Source organism: Nannocystis punicea (assembly GCF_026965555.1).
GTDB lineage: Bacteria > Myxococcota_A > Polyangia > Nannocystales > Nannocystaceae > Nannocystis > Nannocystis punicea.
Genome location: NZ_CP114040.1, coordinates 3788370 through 3804582 on the forward strand (window position 1 = coordinate 3788370; position 16213 = coordinate 3804582).

Sequence of the window (16213 nt, forward strand, 5' to 3'; positions counted from 1 at the left end):
CGTCTCCGCGCCCCGGCCGCTCAGCCGACCTCGACGGCGACGTCCGCGGCCACCAGCGGATCCTCCTCCGGGATCCACGGCGCGCCCGGCTCGAACGAGCCGGTGACGTCGATGTCGAGGCTCATCGGCTTGCCCTGGATGTCGACGCCGCTGAACGTCACCACGCCGACGCCGCTCTCGGCGTACGCCGGCTCGTTCATCCACCAGTCGTACGGGTCGAAGCAAGCGTCGACGGTGTCGTGGACGAACACGTAGCGGACGGCCCACTCGGCCGGCTGCTCGATCGGCTCGAGGCCCGGCCCATCGACTGCGCCGGTCATCAGCGACTCGAGGATGAGCCCGCGACAGAGGCCCGCCTCGTCGTCCTGCTGGATCACGCGGAGCTGCAGGCTGACGCCGTCGACCCACCACGCCCTCGTCACGGGCGAGACGGGCGCGCCGGTGGTCCCGGTCGAGGTGCCGTCGTCGCTCGTCTCGCTCGTGGTCGCGGCGCCGGTGGTGCTCTCGCCGCCGGTGGTGGTCGTCGTCTCGCCCGTGCTCGACGTCGGCTCGACGCTGGTGGTGGGCGTGCCGCTCGCGCTGCCGCTGCTCGTCGTCTCGCCGCTGCTCGTGCTCGTGGCGCCGCCCGGGCTCGACGTCTCGCCCGTGCTCGTGGTCAGGTCCGGGCTCGTGTCGCCGCCGGTCTCGGTCGAGGCGCCCGACGCGTCGCCGCAGGCGGGCGCGAGCGCGAATGCAAGCAGGACGGGACGGACGAGTCGTCGCATCGGGCGGTGATAACCCGCTGCCGCGCGGCTCACCAGAGGTCGTGGGAGGGACGGCGGAGCTGTCTTCTGGGGGCGCAGGCGACAAGGCGGATCCGCCACGCCACGCCTTGGCGCGTCCCCGAGCCGACGGCGCGCTCGTCCGCGGCGCGCGTCCTCAGGCCGCGTGCTTCTGCACCCACGCGACGTACTTGTCGATCCAGCCCTGCAGGAATTTGCGGCTGACCGCGCCGATGTTCCCGTCGGCGTCGAACAGGTTGTCGGTGACGTGGATGAACGCCTCGGGCTGGCCGAGCGTGGGCATGTCGAGGTAGGCGAGGATGTCGCGCAGGTGTTGTTGCGCGCAGGCGGTGCCGATGGAGCCGATGGAGGCGCCGATCACCCCGGCGGGCTTGCCGGCGAAGGCGTTGTGGCCGTACGGCCGCGAGGCGTGATCGATGGCGTTCTTCAACACGCCGGGGATCGAGCGATTGTACTCGGGGGTGACGAACAGGACCCCGTGCGACCGCTTGATCTCGGCCTTCAGCCGCTTCGCCGGCGCCGGCTGATCGGCGTCGTCGTCCTGGTTGTAGAGCGGCAGGTCGCCGATCTCGAGCAGGTTGCACTCGAACTCCTTCGGCGCGAGGCGGGTGAGGGCGATCGCCAATTTGCCATTGAAGGACTCGCGGCGCAGGCTGCCGACCAGGACGGCGATTTCGTAGCGACTCATGGGATGAACCTCCGGCTCCTGCGCCCGCTCGCCCGGACGCCCCAGGCTCTTATCATCCTTCGCCGATCACGCAATCGTGCGACCGCGCCGGCGGGCGGACCGCCGTGTATTCGGCGGCGCGGCCGCCGGCGCCGGGTGCGTCCGCTCGTCGGCGCCGGACGCGACCTGCGACCGGCCCGGACCTGTGCCGACAGCCTCGCAAGCGCCTCAAGGGGCAGGTACGCGCTCTGTCGTTCCACTACATGTCTCTCCGGACAGCTGCTGCAGGCGCCGCACGCACACCGACGCCGATGTGCATCTCCCGCGTTCGGGGATGTGTGCCATTCCCCCCAGGTCTCGATATTCTGGAGCCGTGGACGATCGCACGAACACCGCTCCCTTCGTCGTCATCGAGTTGGACGACGTTCTTCGAATTACGGCCTGGAACCGCCGCGCCGAGCGAGTGTTCGGGGTCGGTGCGAACGAGGCGATCGGCGGCCTCGTCCGCGAGGTCTTGCCGCTGTCCGACGACCCCGATTCGTGGGGACGCGCCCTGGTGGAAGACAGCGAGGATCCCCGGATTCGAATCATCGCTCGCCCCGATGGTGCGCTCCACTTCGAGGCGTGGTCGCAGCTGACCCGCGACCAGGAAGGGCGGGTCATCGGCGCCACTGTCTACGGCCACGACGTGACGGCCCGCGAGCGCGAGGTCCGTCGCCTCGGGATCGAGGCGCGAATGCTCGGGGTGATGCTCGACAACCTCGACCTCGCGGTGTGGGCGCTCGACAAGCAGTCCAACTTCGTGTTTCAGCGGGGCAAGGCGCTGCACACCTGCGGGCTGCAGCAGGGTCAAATGCTCGGCGCGAATTACTTCGAGCTCTACGGCGACCTGCCGAACGCCGACGACATCCGGCGGGCGATCGCGGGCGAGGCCTCGCTGGGCCTGCCGAGCGAGGCGTACGACATCCACTGGCTCGGCTGGAGCTTGCCGACGCTCGACGACCCGGAGCTGGCGCTGATCTCGGTGTCGCTCGACGTCACCGATTCGAAGCGCACAGAGCTCGAGCTGCGGGCCAAGCTCGACCTGATCGAGCGCCAGCAGGAGGTCATCCGCCAGCTGTCGACGCCGATCATCGAGGTGTGGGACGGCGTGATCACGCTGCCGATCGTCGGCCTCGTCGACACCGTGCGCACCGCGGAGATCATGGACAACCTGCTGCAGGCGGTGACGCGCACGCGGGCCAAGTACGCGATCCTCGACCTCACCGGCGTCGAGGTGGTGGACACCGGCACCGCGAGCCACCTCATTCGCATGATCCAGGCGATCCGCCTGCTCGGCGCCGACGGCATCCTCACCGGCATTCACCCGACGATCGCCCAGACGATCGTGTCGCTCGGCGTCGACCTGACGCGCGTGGCAGTGTTCGCCAAGCTGCGCGACGCCCTGATGTTCTGCCTCGGCAAGCTGCGCCAGCGCGCTCCGGAGCGCGTCAGTCCGGCCGTCGCGCCCGGAACCTGAACGCGCGCCCGGGCTCGGCCTCGACGGCGATGTCGACGAAGCCGGCGGCGCCGAGGCGCCGCGGCAGGTCGGCGGGGTCGACGAGGACCATGGTGTCGAACACGTGCAGCAGGCGGAAGCCGAGGCTGGTCATGCTGTCGGCGCCGGCGAAGGTCCCGCCCGGCCGGAGCACGCGCCGCGCCTCGGCGAACAGGCGGTCCTGCAGCATCGCCGAGGGCACGTGGTGCAGCATGGTGAAGCAGGCGACTGCGCTGAAGCCGGCGTCGGCGAACGGCATCGCCGTGCCGTCACCGTGGACGACGCGCACGCGATCGCCGAGACGTCGCGTCAATCGCTCGGCCAGGGCGGGGTCGATCTCGAGGGCGGTGAGCGAGGGCGTGCGCCCCGCGAGCACGCGGGTGGTCGCGCCGTAGCCGGGGCCGATCTCGAGCGCGGCGTCGCCGAGGTCGACCCCGGACAGGGCCCAGGGCAAGAATTTGTGCTCGACTGCGGCGGCCCAGCGGTCCGAGGCGCACAGCCACTGATGGAGCCGATTCATCGGCATGCGCGAACGCTAGGCCGATCGGCGCCTGTCCGCCATGCGCTATGCTGACAATGAATGTCGCAGACGAGACAAGCTTCGTACGGCCTGCCGGCGGGGGTCGGGGCCATCGCGGTCGGCAGCTTCGAGATGACGTCGGCGACGCGGTTCGACTGGCACCGGCACCCGATGCACCAGCTGGCGTGGGCGGCGAGCGGGGTGCTGGCGGTCAGCGTGGGCGCGTCGACGTGGGTGCTGCCGCCGCCGCGCGCGCTGTGGATCCCGGCGGGGATCGTGCACGCGGTCGAGGCGTCGCGGCCGGCGACGATGCGCAGCGTGTACGTGCGCAAGCGGGGCTGCGAGATCGGCTGGACCGAGCCCACGGTGGTCGCCGCCACCCCGCTGGTGCGCGAGCTGCTCGGCCTGCTCGCCGGCGCGGGCGCGAGCAAGCGCGCGCGCGGGCACGCCGAGCGCCTGCTGCTCGAGCTGCTGCAGCCGCTGGCGACCACGCCGGTGGCGCTCGACATGCCCGGCGACCCGCGGGCGCGGCGGGTCGCCGAGGCGCTGCTGGCCGACCCCGCCGACGCGCGCACTCTGGCCCAGCTCGGGCGGATCGCCGGCGCCAGCGGACGCACCCTGGCGCGGCTGTTCCTGGCGGAGACGGGCGCGCCCTTCGGGCAGTGGCGGACCCACCTGCGGATGCGCGCGGCGCTCGAGCACCTGGCCGCGGGCACGCCCGTGGCCGTGGTCGCCGAGCGGGTCGGCTACGCCGGCGCGAGCGCGTTCGTGGCCGCGTTCCGCCGCCAGCTCGGAGTGGCGCCGGGGGCCTACTTCGCGGGCTGCTGAGCTCGCGGGGGGCCAAGCGGGTCCACGCTGGCGGGGCGGGGTTGCGGTCCGCGGCTTGGCTGACCCGAAGGACATGTCCTGCTCGGTCTGCCTGGAGAGCTCGAGCGCGAGCGGCATGCGCCGCGGAAGCCCGCGCTTCATGGTAAGATGGCCTCGAGGACATGTACATCGAATGCCTTGGGGCATTGTCATGATGTGTCCTTTCGGACATGCAGATTCCCGGGGCGCTCGGGGTCCGGAGCCGTCGCGCGTCGGGGTCTTTCGTTGCGGCTCACGGCCCCCCGCGGCGCTGGGATGTCCGCGCGGTGCTCCGGGGGCCACCGAGACGGATCCGCGCCGGCCTCTTGCGAGTGAGCGCCGCCACGAGCTCGACGTCGCAGGGGCGCGGCGAGGGCGAGGTACGATGCAGCGATGCGCGCCCTGTTCGTCGTCCCGCTCGTGCTCGTCGCCTGCAACTCCGGAGGCATGACCTCGGCGAGCGACGGCACCGGGACGACCACGACCGAGACGGGCGCGGCGACCGAGGCGGGGCCGTCCACCGGCGCGACGATGTCGACCGGCGACGGCACGACCACGAGCGCGGCGACGAGCGAGACCGGGACTCCGACCGTCACCGGAGCGCCGACCGACACCGGGGCGCCGACCGACAGCGAGGGCCCGGAGAGCGGGATCCCGGTGGGTCACTGCGGCGCGCGGACGGGCACGTACTTCGCCGCCGACAGCTGGATCTACCAGGACGTGTCGAACGCGCCGGTGCGCCCGGACTCCGACGCGATGACGGGGTGGCTCGAGGCGAACGGCGGGTGGGGCAACGACGACACGTTCCAGATCGACACCAGCTTCGTGATCCTCGAGGCCGACGCGAACACGCCGCGGGTGACGCGGACGCCGAACGACCCGGTGCCTTACGGCAGCGACTGCGACCCGGGGGTGCAGGTGCCGGTGCCCGACGGCGGGCGGATCGAGGGCCAGGCCGATTACGTGTGCCCGGGGCGGGTGGAGGGCGACTACGAGGGCGATTGCCACCTGGTCGCGGTCGACTTCGACGCCGGGTTCCTCTACGAGTCGTTCCGCGCGACCTACGTCGACGGCGAGTATTATACGGAGTGCGACGTGGCGTGGGACCTGTCGCTCGACGTGTGGGGCCAGCCGCCGGCGCCGGGCTCGACGTTGCCGCCGGTCGAGGCGCGGCAGTGGGGCATCGGCCGCGACTGCACCGGCCCCGACGCGGCCGGCTTCCCGATCGCGCCGCTGCTGTTCACGATCGGCGACGTGATGTCGGGCAAGGTGCAGCACGCGATCCGCTTCGCCCTGCCGAACGACCGCATGCAGCGCGCGCCGACCGAGGGCGACGAGGGGCCGGTCTACGTGTGGCCGGCGACGCACGCCGGCGGGCCGCAGGCGTACGACCCGGCCGCGCCGATCTACGGCTCGCGCTGGCGCCTGCGCGCCGACTTCGACCCGGCCTCGCGCGGCCTCGACCCGGACAACCCGATCGTGCAGGCGGTCGTGTGGGGCCTGAAGCACCACGGGATGCTGCTCGCCGACGGCGGCAATATCACCCTGATGGCCGAGAACAGCGACGGCTGCGGGACCGCGTGGGAGGACCTGTGGGGCCGCCAGGGCTCGCGCGTGCTGAACGGCATCCAGCCGACCGACTTCGAGGTCATCGACGTCGGCGGCAGCGAGCACGGCTACGACTGCGTGCGCAACCCGGCCCGCCAGTGAGGCGAGGTCGCGGTTCCCGTCGGCGCTTCGGGGCATGTCCTTTTGGACATGTCTCGGGCGGCGGCGGGCGGGCGAGCTGAGCCGGACGGCCGCGCGTCTGCTCGGCAGACTGCGAGTGGAGGCGCGGCGTACGCCGGCCCGCCGGGCTGCGATCGGGCGGTGCGTGCATCGCCGCGACGCGGACGCGAAAGCGCGGGCCGATTTGCCTGTCCGCGTTTTCGCGCCACAGCTACCCCGGTCGCTCCCCGCGCCGGCGGAGAGGGCGACAAGGAAAGGATTTTCGTCATGGCAAAGCCCCAGATCTACGACGTCTTGCACCGCGAACACGAGGAGGTCAGCGAGCTGTTCCACCAGCTCGAGGAGGCCAGGGGCGCGAAGGCGCTGGAGCTGTTCGCCCGGCTCAAGCAGAAGCTGATCCCGCACTCGCGCGCGGAGGAGGCGGTGGTCTATCCGCGGCTGCTCGAGGAGTCGCGCACGGCCGACAACACCCGCGAGGGCATCGAGGAGCACAAGCAGGTCGACAAGCTGCTCGCCGAGCTCGACGCGATGACCCCCGACGCCGAGGTTTGGCCGGCCAAGATCAAGGTGCTGGCCGACATGGTCGGTCACCACGTCGACGAGGAGGAGGGCGAGCTGTTCCCGCTGGCGCGCCAGGTCGTGAGCGACCGCGAGTCCGAGCAGCTGGCCGAGGAGTTCGCGCGCGAGCGCGACGCCTTCGTCGAGGACCTGCGGCGGGCCGACCAGCGCGACGCGGCCGAGTGAGGCCCGCGGGAGCGGCGAGCCGATCGCGCAGGTCGGCGGCCGCCGCGGAGAGGCGAAGTTGCGCGCGGAAGAGCCGGATCCGTCGTCGTCGGGCGTGCGGGCGAGCTGGGGCGAACGGGCCGCCCAGCTCGCCACGCGCTTCGTCGTCAACTCGCGCGTGCACTGGCTCGCAGTGTGCGTGGTGGTGGCGTGGATCTCGACCGGCCCGCAGTTCGCCGACTGGCCGGTGGCCTTCGAGCTGATCGAGCAAGTGGTGGCCGCCCTGTCGTTCCTGATGCTGTTCCTGCTGCAGCGCTCGCAGAACAAGGACACCCTGGCGCTGCAGCTCAAGCTCGACGAGCTGATCGCCAGCGACCCGCGCGCGTCGAACCGGGTGCTGGTCGCCGAGGACATCACGGAGGAGGAGCTGGCGCGGATGCGGTGGCACTTCCGACTGCTCGACCGCCTGGCCCGCGAGGCCGGCGAGGGCCCGCTGTCCGAGGAGAACGCCCTGCGCCGCCACGAGGAGGAGCAGCGCGAGCTGTCGAACGAGAGGCGCGAGCCGTGAGCGGATCGACCCGGTCGCCTGTCTCCCGGGCAGCTCAGTCACCTGTCTCTTCGTGCAGCTCGCCCTGGTCGATGCGCCAGGTCACGCGGGTGCACGCACGGGCGAACGCGTCGTCGTGGCTGACCACCAGCAGCGCGCCCGGGAACTCGGCGAGGGCCGTCTCGAGGCGTTCGACGGCCGGCAGGTCGAGGTGGTTGGTCGGCTCGTCGAGGACGAGGCCCCACACGGGTCGACCGAGCCCGAACGCGAGCAGCAGCTTGCGCGCCTCGCCGGGGGAAGGCCGGCGTGAGCGCAGCAACGCCCCGGGATCGACGCCGAGGGCGGCGACCACCTGAAGCACCCGGCCGCGCTCGTCCGGCGCGAGCGAGCGCACGGCGTCGAGGTGGGCGACGGCTTCCTGTTCGGACATGTCCTGGGGGACATAGAGGACGCGGCTCGGCGGGCAGCGCAGGCGGGCCAGGAGGGCCCGGATCAGGGTGGTCTTGCCGGCCCCGTTGGGCCCGGCGAGGCGGACGTGGGCGTCGCGGGCCAGGGCCACCTGCACCGGGCCGAGCACCCGGCGGTCGCCGGCGCGCAGCTCGGGTACGTCGAGGGCGGCGAGGTAGGCCGACGGAGCCCGCTCGCCGGCGACGGCGATCGGCCCCCCGAGCTCGCCCTCGTAGGCGTGGTCGGCCAGGGCGGAGGCGCTGCGATCGACGGCGCGCCGCAGGACGCTGGCGCCGCGGCCGAGCGACTTCTCCGACCACTCGGCGAGGGTGGCGGCGCCGAGGGTGCGCGAGTCGCTGTCGTGCTTGCCCTTGCTGCGCACGCGCCGGCTGCGGTTCGCGGTCGCGCCGACGAGGGCGCGCCGCTGGTCGTCGAGGCGGCCCTCGAGCCGGCGGTGCTGGCTCTGGAGGGCCGCGTGGGTGGCGTTGTGCTCGGCGCGCTCGGCCTCCCAGGCCCGCCGGGCCCGGCTGTAGGGCAGCGCCCAGTCCTGCACGCCGCCGCCGGTGACCCGCAGGGTGCGCTCGGTGAGGCCGTCGAGCAGCGCGCGGTCGTGGCTGACGACCACGCCGAGGCCGCGGAAGCCCCGCAACGCGCCGATCAGCAGGCGCCGGCCGGCGTGATCGAGGTGGTTGGTCGGCTCGTCGAGCAGGAGCACGTCGGGGTCGTCGACCAGCGCCGCGCCGATCTGCCAGCGCTTGCGCTCCCCGGGCGAGAGGCTGTCCCAGCGCGCGAGGTCGGCCGGCTCGAGGCCGAGCTCGCCGTGCAGGCGCCGGGCGTCGCCGTCGTCGCGGGCGGCGAAGCGGGCGATCTCCGGCGTGCAGGCCTCCACGCTCTGGGGACATGTCCGCAGGGACAGATCGGGCGGATCGCGCCGGATCGACCCCTCGGTCGGCTTCAGCTCGCCCGTGAGGAGCCGCAGCAGGGTGGTCTTGCCCGCGCCGTTGGCCCCGACGAGGCCGGTCCAGCCGGGCACGAGGTGCAGCTCGACGCCGGAGAGCAGGGCGAGGTCGCCGAACGAGAACGCGAGGTCGCGACAGAAGATGGTGGCCATGAAGATGCTCCTGAATCTCGCCCGCGGCCAAATTGGCGGGTTGCGGGCGGCTGGGGGTCAGCGGGGATTCAGGCGTGCAGCTTCAAGGGCGGGCCAGCTCCGTGGGGGTTCGACGACCCGACCATAGCCGCAGGACCGGGGGCGGCGCAAGTCGGCGCGCTCCGCGTGCCCGGCCGGCCGCGTCGCAGGCCGCGGGCGACGACCGCGGCTGCGATCGCGGAGGTCGTGGTTCGAGTGACTCCGCGTGCATGCGCTCGCGGGGATTCACCTGCACCGCCCATTCGCAGTCGCAGCGTCGACGCAGCGGGCTCGACTGCGTACATCCCCGGGTCCGCCGCGAGCGAGGCGTCATGACTCGGCGCGTCTCGCCGGCTTTCGTGCCGTCGCGGGCGGCATCTGATAGGTTCCCGCGCCACCATGACCAAGCATTCGCTTCTTTTTATCGCGCTGACGATCGCCGGCTGCGGCGACTCGAAGTCGGGCGCCACCGACACGGATACGGGCACGGACACGGGCACCGCCACGGGCACGGAGACGGGAGCCCCCACGGGCACGGAGACCCAGACCGGCACGGAGACCGGCGCGGACACGGAGACGGGCACGGAGACGGGCACGGGCACGGACACCGACACCGGGGCGCCCACCGGCACCGGCGGCGATCAGCCGGTCCAGCTCGATCCGTCGGGCTGCCTGTCGCAATGCGTGGAGGACGTCGATCCCGAGAATGCGACCGTCGAGACCGACTGCGAGGTCTGCGATTACGATCCCGTGCAACACGTCTGCGCCCAGATCGTCCCGTGCGAGGTCGTCATGGACGCGTGGACGATCCCTGCCGGGCAGGAGGCGTGCTTCGCGGTCCTCGCCGACGATGGCACGAACACGCCGTCGTCGCTCGACAACATGAGCCAGGCTTGCATCGACGGCGGGAGCAACGCCGAGATCTCGGTGATCCGCGGCGGCGAGGCGCCGGCCGGGACGTTCGTGGCCGTCACCTGCACGTGGGCGAAGGACCCCGCGACGAATTGCCCCAATCTGTGACGCGCCGGTGAATCGACTGCCGCGATTCGTCGGACCACGCGGCGCGCCTTCACGAGGCGCGCCATTCGAACGTCTGCTCGCCGTAGTCGCTGCCGCAGAACGGCGGGTCGTCCTGCGCGATCAGACGGAAGCCGTGCTCCTCGTACAGGCGGCGCGCGGTGTCGAGGCCCGGCAAGGTCGTCAGGTACACGCGTGAATAGCCGCGCTCGCGGCAGAAGGCCATCGCCGCGGCGACCATGCGGCGGCCGAGGCCGAGGCCGCGGGTCGCCTCGTCGAGGATGAAGAAGCGCAGGCGCGCGGCCTCGCAGCCGCTCTCGGGGCGCGGCCCGTCGATCGTCAAGGCGCCGCACAGGACGCCGCCCTGCCGCGCAAACCACACGCGGTCGCGCTCGGGGTCGAAGCGGCGGAAGAACTCGCACTGCCCCTCGGCGATCATGACGTCGACGCGCCAGTCGGTGCCGTGGCTGGCGGTCATGCAGCGGCCGAACAGCCCGGCGATCGCGCCGACGAGCCCGGGCGGGTAATCGGCCATGGTGCGGATCTCCGTCAGCGTGACGCGATCGTCCGCGGGTTCCCTTTTTTTGAGAAAATCACTGGGGGCTTCCGGCATGGCCGACGATCGACCGCGGGGGGGCGCGGGTCAAGCCGAGGCGCGACGGGCAGGCGACTTGCGTGAGGTTGGCGCGGGGCTGGGCTGCAGGGCAGGAACGTGTCGACTGAAACAGAACTGGCTGTCGGCAATGACGGCGAGCACCTTCGCGGGCAAGGGTCGGAGCGCGTCGGTGCGGCTGAAGTCGCGCTGGTTGTCGGCGGTGACGGCGAGCGACGGCGGGGATGTCGGGTCGCGTCGTTCGGGTGTCCAGGGGCTTCGGGCGGACTCGCTCGCGCGTGGCGCTTGATCGGGCGGCACGGATGGGAAATCGTGGCGCATGACTTACGCTTCGCTTGCTCGCGCTGGAATTTCGCTCACGTGTGTCGCGGTGCTCACCGGTTGCGGCGACGCCGGCGGCACTTCGGCCTCCGACGGCAGCTCTCTCGCGAGCACGGGCGAGACTGCAGCGGAGACGGCGAGCGAGCCGACCGGCACCACGCCTGGCGGCGGCAGCGACAGCGACAGCGAAAGCGACGGCCCGACCGGCAGCGGCACCGAGGGCTCGGCGGGGACCGTCAGCGCGGGCAGCGACACCGCGCCGGACACGGGCTCGACCGGCGCGACGATGGGCGTCACCGAGGGCTCGGGCGAGTGCGGCAACGGCGTGCTGGAGCCCGGCGAGCAGTGCGACGACGGCAACCTGGCCGACGGCGACGGCTGCGAGTCGAGCTGCCTTTTGCCGCACACCTGCGGCGACGGCAAGCACGAGGTCGGCGAGGCGTGCGACGACGGCAACACCGAAGACGGCGACGCGTGCAGCGCCGACTGTCAGGTCGAGACGCCGCCGCAGGTGTGCGGCAACGGTTCGGTCGAGAAGCCGGAGCTGTGCGACGACGGCAACCGCAGCGACGGCGACGGCTGCGAGGCCGACTGCACGTTCACGCCGGCGGACTGCGGTAACGGCGAGATCGAGGCCGGCGAGGCGTGCGACGACGGCAACCAGGTCGACGGCGGCGAGTTCGACTACTGCAAGAACGACTGCACCAAGCACCACCCGGTCGCCTGCGGCGCGCCGGTGAGCTACGCGGTGTGCGACGACGCGATCGACCTGGGCGACAAGACCGATCCGCGCGACGCCCTGCGCGCGCTCGGGGTGTGCGATCTGCAGGCCGAGGACTCGATCGTCGTCACCGCGTTCGAGTTCGACCCGGAGGCCCAGCCGGACACCTGGCAGGTGGCGCGCGGCTTCGGCAACTACGCGGCCGACCTCGACGGCGACCCGAACACGCCGCCGCAGCGGCTGTACGCGCCGCGCGAGGGGTCGGCGTTCCTGATGCTGTCGACGGGGACGATCGCGGCGCCGGACGTCGACGGGGTGGTGATCGAGGCCACCAACTCGCAGGTGAAGCACGGGGCCAACGGCAACTCCGGCGACGACGCGCTGCCGAGCCCGTTCAAGGCGGTCGACGGCAGCAACGACGGCGCTGGGGGCACGCCGTTCGTCGGCTGCGACAACGGGGTCCCGGGCGGCGACGGCGACTGCTCCGACACGCTGCAGGCGCAGTGGGAGAAGACCAACGGCAAGGTGAACGACCGCATCTACTTCAGCTTCGAGACGGTGGTGCCGGCGGCGACCCACGGCTTCACGTTCGACTTCGTGTTCTGCTCGTCCGAGTGGCCGGGCTACGTCGGCACGGTCTTCAACGACATGTTCTTCGTCTACCAGGTCGACCCGACGCCCGACGACCCGAACGCCAACCCGCCCGTCGACGCGTACAGCGGCAACGTCGCCTTCATCCCCGATCCCGACGACGCGACGAAGGGGCTGCCGTTGACGATCACCGCGCTCGACACGTACTTCGACGGCCCCGGCTACACCAAGGCCGAGCCCCAGCTGTGGGGCACCGGCTTCGAGGGGCACGCCTGCTCGGACTGGTTCACCGCCCGCGGCGGGGTCCAGCCCGGCGCCGAGATCACCGTCGGCTTCTTCCTCGCCGACATGTCCGACGCCAACTGGGCCACTGTCGCGCTGCTCGACGCGTTCCGCTGGGACTGCGAGGGCTGCGTGCCGAGCGAGGCCGACGACTGCGGGATCAAGCCGCAGTGAGGCGGAAGTTCACTGGCTCGAATGGACATGTTGTAAGAGACATGTTTGAAGGGACATCGCGGCGCGGAGGCGCGCGGGGCCGGCGGTCGGCCGACGCGGGCGGCGGCGCTCGTGGCGAGCGTGGCGCGTGAACGGAGTTCGGCGCCGCAGCGGAGCGAGCGGGCGCCTGTTAGCATCGAGGAGTGATTCGTCGGCGAGTCCTCGGGGCGGTGGTGATGGTGTTGCTCGGGTGTCGGCCGCAGGCGAGCGCGACCGCGGCGCCCGAGGCGGTGCAGACCGCTGCGTCGACGTCGACGGCGGCCGGCGAGGCCGCGCCGCCCGCGGCCGTACCGGAGGCGGAGGCGCCGGCGTCCGTCGGCGAGCCGGCGTTGCCGGACGCGCCGGCGTTCGCGGCGGGCCCGTTCGAGGTGCAGCTCGGCAAGAAGCGGCCGGTGCCGGCGAGCCAGGCGGTGCGCAAGCACCGGGGCCAGGAGATGCAGGACCACGCGTGGGCGGCGGGCTGGACCGCCGACGGGGCAGCGTTCGCCTATTGCACGATCGTCAGCGGCGAAGATTGCAAGCTGTGCACGTTCGTCGGCATGGACGGCGCGAAGGAGGAGCTGGTGAGCGGCGCGCAGTGCTGGGCCGGCAAGACGGCGACGAAGCTCAAGGAGAGCGCGCTGCGGGCTCGCCTGGCCGAGCGCGGGGTGGCGGTGCGCGACGGGACGTGGGCGCACGGCGGCGAGCTGGTGGTCACTGCGCGCGAGCTGCTCGGGGCGCCGGACGCGGGCGGGCAGGCGCGAGGGATCCTCAAGGTCGGCGCTGCGCGGCGCGACGGCACTGCCGCCGGCGAGGCCCATGAGGTCGTGTCGTGCGACAGCACCAAGGAGGGCCTGTACTGCCAGCTCGAGGCTCACGCGGAGGTCCTGGCGCAGTCGCCCGACGGGCAGACTGTGGCGATCCTCTCGCACACGTGGGCGGGCGAGTGGAGCGACACGTTCCAGCTGGCGCTGATGCCGGCAGGGCGCCTGGCGGCCGCGGCGTACCAGCAACAGGGGCTCGACGCGCTGGGTCGGCAGGACTTCGCCGCCGCGGCGACCGCGTTCGTCGCGGCGACGCACGCGGACCCCTCCGCGTGGAAGGGCCCGTACAACCTCGCCTGCGCGTACGCCCGCGCCGGAGACGAGCGCGCCCGGCCGGCCCTGCGCTTGGCAGTGGAGCGCGGCGGCGAGGCGGTGCGCAAGAAGGCGGCGACCGACAAGGACCTCGACGGCGTGCGCGCGCAGGCGTGGTTCGCGGCGACGCTCGAGCCATGAACGACGGCGGTGTTCCTGGCGCTCGCGTGGCCCGGGCGCTTCGTCATCGCGGAATTCTTCGATGTGCTGGATCCGGACTTCGTCGCGCGGCTGGAGGAGGCGGGCAGCGAGCAGTTCACCGTGTTCCACGACGTCCTCGGCGACTTCGCGGCGTTCGACGCCCGCCTGCGCGACGCGAGCGGCGAGCCGCGAGTGGTCGAGGGCTTCGACGACCGCACCTGGATCGAGCTCGTGTTGCGGCCGCAGGCGTCGACGAAGCGCTTCGAGGCGTGGCTCGAGCAGCGGATCGCGCGGATCAAGCTCGAGCTCGGGTGAGCTGCGGCCTCACGCGGTCACGCGCAGCGCCAGGGACAGCAGCCGCGACTCCAGCCACTCCTGCGGGCCTTGCGGGCGCTCCAGCTGCATGCGCTGCAGCGCCTCGGCGTCGTCCGTCGAGCGGCCGGTCATCGCGCGCACGGCGATCTGCAGCTTGTGATCGGTGTGGGCCTTGAGCCACGCGAGCGCCTTCGCCAGCCGCTGCTCGACGGGCGTGAAGTCGCTGCCGAGCGGATAGTCGGGCAGGGTGCCGGCGGCCCGGTGCGGGGCCAGGCGCTCGCGCAGCGCCTCGGGCGTGTTCTCGGCCCAGCGGGGCGGCGCCGCGAAGTCGCGCCGCAGCTTGCCGTTCGCCTGGGCCGTGGCGACGAGCCCGGCCTGAAAGCGGGCGTCGGTGATCGCCGCCATGGCGATCGCGCAGTCCTCGTCGGCGCGGCCGCGCACGTCGGCGACGCCGTACTCGCTGACGTAGACGTCGCGCAGGTGGCGAGGGATGGTCGTGTGGCCGTAGCTCCACACCACGTTCGAGGTGGTGCGGCCGCCGCTGTCGCGGGTGGCCCGCAGCAGCAAGACCGAGCGCGCGTCGGGCAGCGCGTGGGCCATGGCGACGAAGTTGTACTGCCCACCGACGCCGGAGACGACGCGGCCGCTCTCGAGCGCGTCGGAGGTCGCGGCGCCGAGGGCCGTCGCCATCATGCAGGTGTTGAAGAAGCGGGCCTCGCGGCGCTGCAATCGCTTGAGCGGCTCGTCCGGGCCGTCGAGGTCGTTGATCGCGCTGACGCGGCGCATGCCGATCGCGCGCCGCTCGTCGTCGGGCAGCTCGCGCAGCCAGGCGTAGAGCTCCGGCGAGCCGAGGTAGAAGGCCCCGTGGAGGAACTCGCCGTCGCGCGCGAGCCGGGCGCGATCGTCGGCGTCGGCCGAGCCGTCGGCCAGGCGCTGCATCAACGCGAGGTCGTCGACGACCTTGCGCTTGAGGACGCCGACCTGCACGAGGCGGCGGAAGCCCTCGTTGATCATCTCGCTGCAGCCGTACAGACCGGACGCGAATGGGGTGAGCGCGGGGTCGTCGGCGTGCGGCGAGCCGAGCGCGCGCAAGATCTGGCGATACGAAGGGTTGTCGGTGTGACGCAACACCAGCGCGTGGGACAGGGCGTCGGCCAGCGCGCCGATGCCGATCTGCAGGGTGCCGCCGTCGCGCACGAGGGTGCTGGCGTGGAAGCCGATCGCGTAGTCGGCGTCGCCGACGGGCTGGCGCGGCAGGCCGAACAGTCGCGGGTGCGGGCCCGGCGGCGCGACCACGACGTCGAACAGCTCGACCGGCACCGCGGCGCTGCCACCGAGCCACGGGAGGGCCGGATCGATCTCGGCGATCAGCAGCGGGCGCGGTCCGCCGCGCGCGGCCACTGCGTCGAGGGCGTCGAGGGTCACGTCGGTGTTGCACGACAGGGACAGCCGCGCCGGTGCGGCCTCGCCGGGCTCGCGCGCGACCTTCTGCACGATGCAGTTGAGCCCGCGCTCGGCCAGAGTGCGGGCGACGTGGGTGTAGTTGAGGCTGGTGTAGCGCCGCTGCGCCGCCGACGAGCCGAGCAGCGCGCCGGATTGCAGGTAGAACTCCTCGACCTCGATATGAGGCGGCAACGCGTCGCGCCGCAGCGCCTCGACGTAGGCGAGGCGCGGGAAGTCGTCACCGAAGTGATTGCGCACGAAGGGCCCGAGGAAGCGCGCCTGCAGGCCGTCGCCGGGGTCGGGGGGGTCGAGCGAGAGCGCCGTGTAGAGGTGCAGCGGGCGCGATGGGTCGGCGGCGACGCGGCGAACCAAGGCGTTGAGCAGGCGATGCGGCTTGCCGAGGCCGAGCGGGGCGCCGACGTGCAGCGGGCCGGGCACGCGCGCGAGCAGGGCGTCGACGGTGTCGTCGAGCGAGGCGAGGAACGTCGGCGCGGGGCGCATGCCGGTAGCCTAGC

General features: G+C 72.5%; 15 protein-coding genes. 9 read left to right on the plus strand and 6 right to left on the minus strand.

Translation table 11 applies throughout. The features are described from left to right. Positions 1-20 precede the first annotated feature (20 nt). Complete coding sequence (locus O0S08_RS14580; RefSeq protein ID WP_269039737.1) at positions 21-764, minus strand: hypothetical protein; 744 nt, start codon at positions 762-764, stop codon at positions 21-23. Between the two features lie 154 nt (positions 765-918). Beyond that, entirely contained in the window at positions 919-1470 is a 552-nt protein-coding gene (locus O0S08_RS14585; RefSeq protein WP_269039738.1) for an NADPH-dependent FMN reductase, read from the minus strand. 352 nt (positions 1471-1822) lie between these two features. Here O0S08_RS14585 and O0S08_RS14590 point away from each other — a divergent pair, with 352 nt between their 5' ends. Further along, a complete protein-coding gene (locus tag O0S08_RS14590) occupies positions 1823-2968 on the plus strand; it encodes an STAS domain-containing protein (RefSeq protein ID WP_269039739.1) in 1146 nt (381 codons plus the stop codon). Here the strand turns inward: O0S08_RS14590 and O0S08_RS14595 are convergent. Next, entirely contained in the window at positions 2940-3512 is a 573-nt protein-coding gene (locus tag O0S08_RS14595) for a class I SAM-dependent methyltransferase (protein ID WP_269039740.1), read from the minus strand. The genes O0S08_RS14590 and O0S08_RS14595 overlap by 29 nt on opposite strands. Positions 3513-3566: 54 nt before the next feature. On the opposite strand from O0S08_RS14595, the gene O0S08_RS14600 reads away from it, so the two are divergent. The 4 genes from O0S08_RS14600 (at position 3567) to O0S08_RS14615 (ending at position 7371) form a co-directional block, all read left to right on the plus strand. Then, positions 3567-4334 carry an AraC family transcriptional regulator gene (locus O0S08_RS14600; protein ID WP_269039741.1) on the plus strand — a complete coding sequence of 256 codons (768 nt, stop codon included), beginning with the start codon at positions 3567-3569 and terminating at the stop codon, positions 4332-4334. A 411-nt stretch (positions 4335-4745) separates the two neighbouring features. After that, positions 4746-6062 carry a hypothetical protein gene (locus O0S08_RS14605; protein ID WP_269039742.1) on the plus strand — a complete coding sequence of 439 codons (1317 nt, stop codon included), beginning with the start codon at positions 4746-4748 and terminating at the stop codon, positions 6060-6062. 285 nt (positions 6063-6347) lie between these two features. Then, entirely contained in the window at positions 6348-6824 is a 477-nt protein-coding gene (locus O0S08_RS14610; protein ID WP_269039743.1) for a hemerythrin domain-containing protein, read from the plus strand. 58 nt (positions 6825-6882) lie between these two features. Beyond that, positions 6883-7371 (plus strand): low affinity iron permease family protein, encoded by a 489-nt coding sequence (locus O0S08_RS14615; protein WP_269039744.1) that lies wholly within the window; start codon positions 6883-6885, stop codon positions 7369-7371. A 34-nt stretch (positions 7372-7405) separates the two neighbouring features. Here the strand turns inward: O0S08_RS14615 and O0S08_RS14620 are convergent, their stop codons facing one another. Further along, complete coding sequence (locus O0S08_RS14620; RefSeq protein ID WP_269039745.1) at positions 7406-8908, minus strand: ATP-binding cassette domain-containing protein; 1503 nt, start codon at positions 8906-8908, stop codon at positions 7406-7408. Between the two features lie 417 nt (positions 8909-9325). On the opposite strand from O0S08_RS14620, the gene O0S08_RS14625 reads away from it, so the two are divergent. Then, on the plus strand, positions 9326-9946 hold the full coding sequence (locus O0S08_RS14625; RefSeq protein WP_269039746.1) for a hypothetical protein: 621 nt from the start codon (positions 9326-9328) through the stop codon (positions 9944-9946). Positions 9947-9995: 49 nt separating this feature from the next. Here the strand turns inward: O0S08_RS14625 and O0S08_RS14630 are convergent, their stop codons facing one another. Continuing rightward, the gene (locus O0S08_RS14630; protein ID WP_269039747.1) at positions 9996-10556 is read right to left on the minus strand and encodes a GNAT family N-acetyltransferase; all 561 of its coding nucleotides are present in this window, start codon (positions 10554-10556) and stop codon (positions 9996-9998) included. A 370-nt stretch (positions 10557-10926) separates the two neighbouring features. Between O0S08_RS14630 and O0S08_RS14635 the strand changes: the two genes are divergently transcribed. The 3 genes from O0S08_RS14635 to O0S08_RS14645 all read left to right on the plus strand — a co-directional run bounded on the left by O0S08_RS14635 (position 10927) and on the right by O0S08_RS14645 (position 14255). After that, complete coding sequence (locus O0S08_RS14635; protein ID WP_269039748.1) at positions 10927-12645, plus strand: DUF4215 domain-containing protein; 1719 nt, start codon at positions 10927-10929, stop codon at positions 12643-12645. Positions 12646-12827: 182 nt separating this feature from the next. After that, the gene (locus tag O0S08_RS14640) at positions 12828-13940 is read left to right on the plus strand and encodes a TPR end-of-group domain-containing protein (RefSeq protein WP_269039749.1); all 1113 of its coding nucleotides are present in this window, start codon (positions 12828-12830) and stop codon (positions 13938-13940) included. 9 nt (positions 13941-13949) lie between these two features. Beyond that, entirely contained in the window at positions 13950-14255 is a 306-nt protein-coding gene (locus O0S08_RS14645; RefSeq protein WP_269039750.1) for a hypothetical protein, read from the plus strand. A 9-nt stretch (positions 14256-14264) separates the two neighbouring features. Here the strand turns inward: O0S08_RS14645 and O0S08_RS14650 are convergent, their stop codons facing one another. Then, complete coding sequence (locus O0S08_RS14650; RefSeq protein ID WP_269039751.1) at positions 14265-16199, minus strand: acetyl-CoA hydrolase/transferase C-terminal domain-containing protein; 1935 nt, start codon at positions 16197-16199, stop codon at positions 14265-14267. Positions 16200-16213 lie beyond the last annotated feature (14 nt).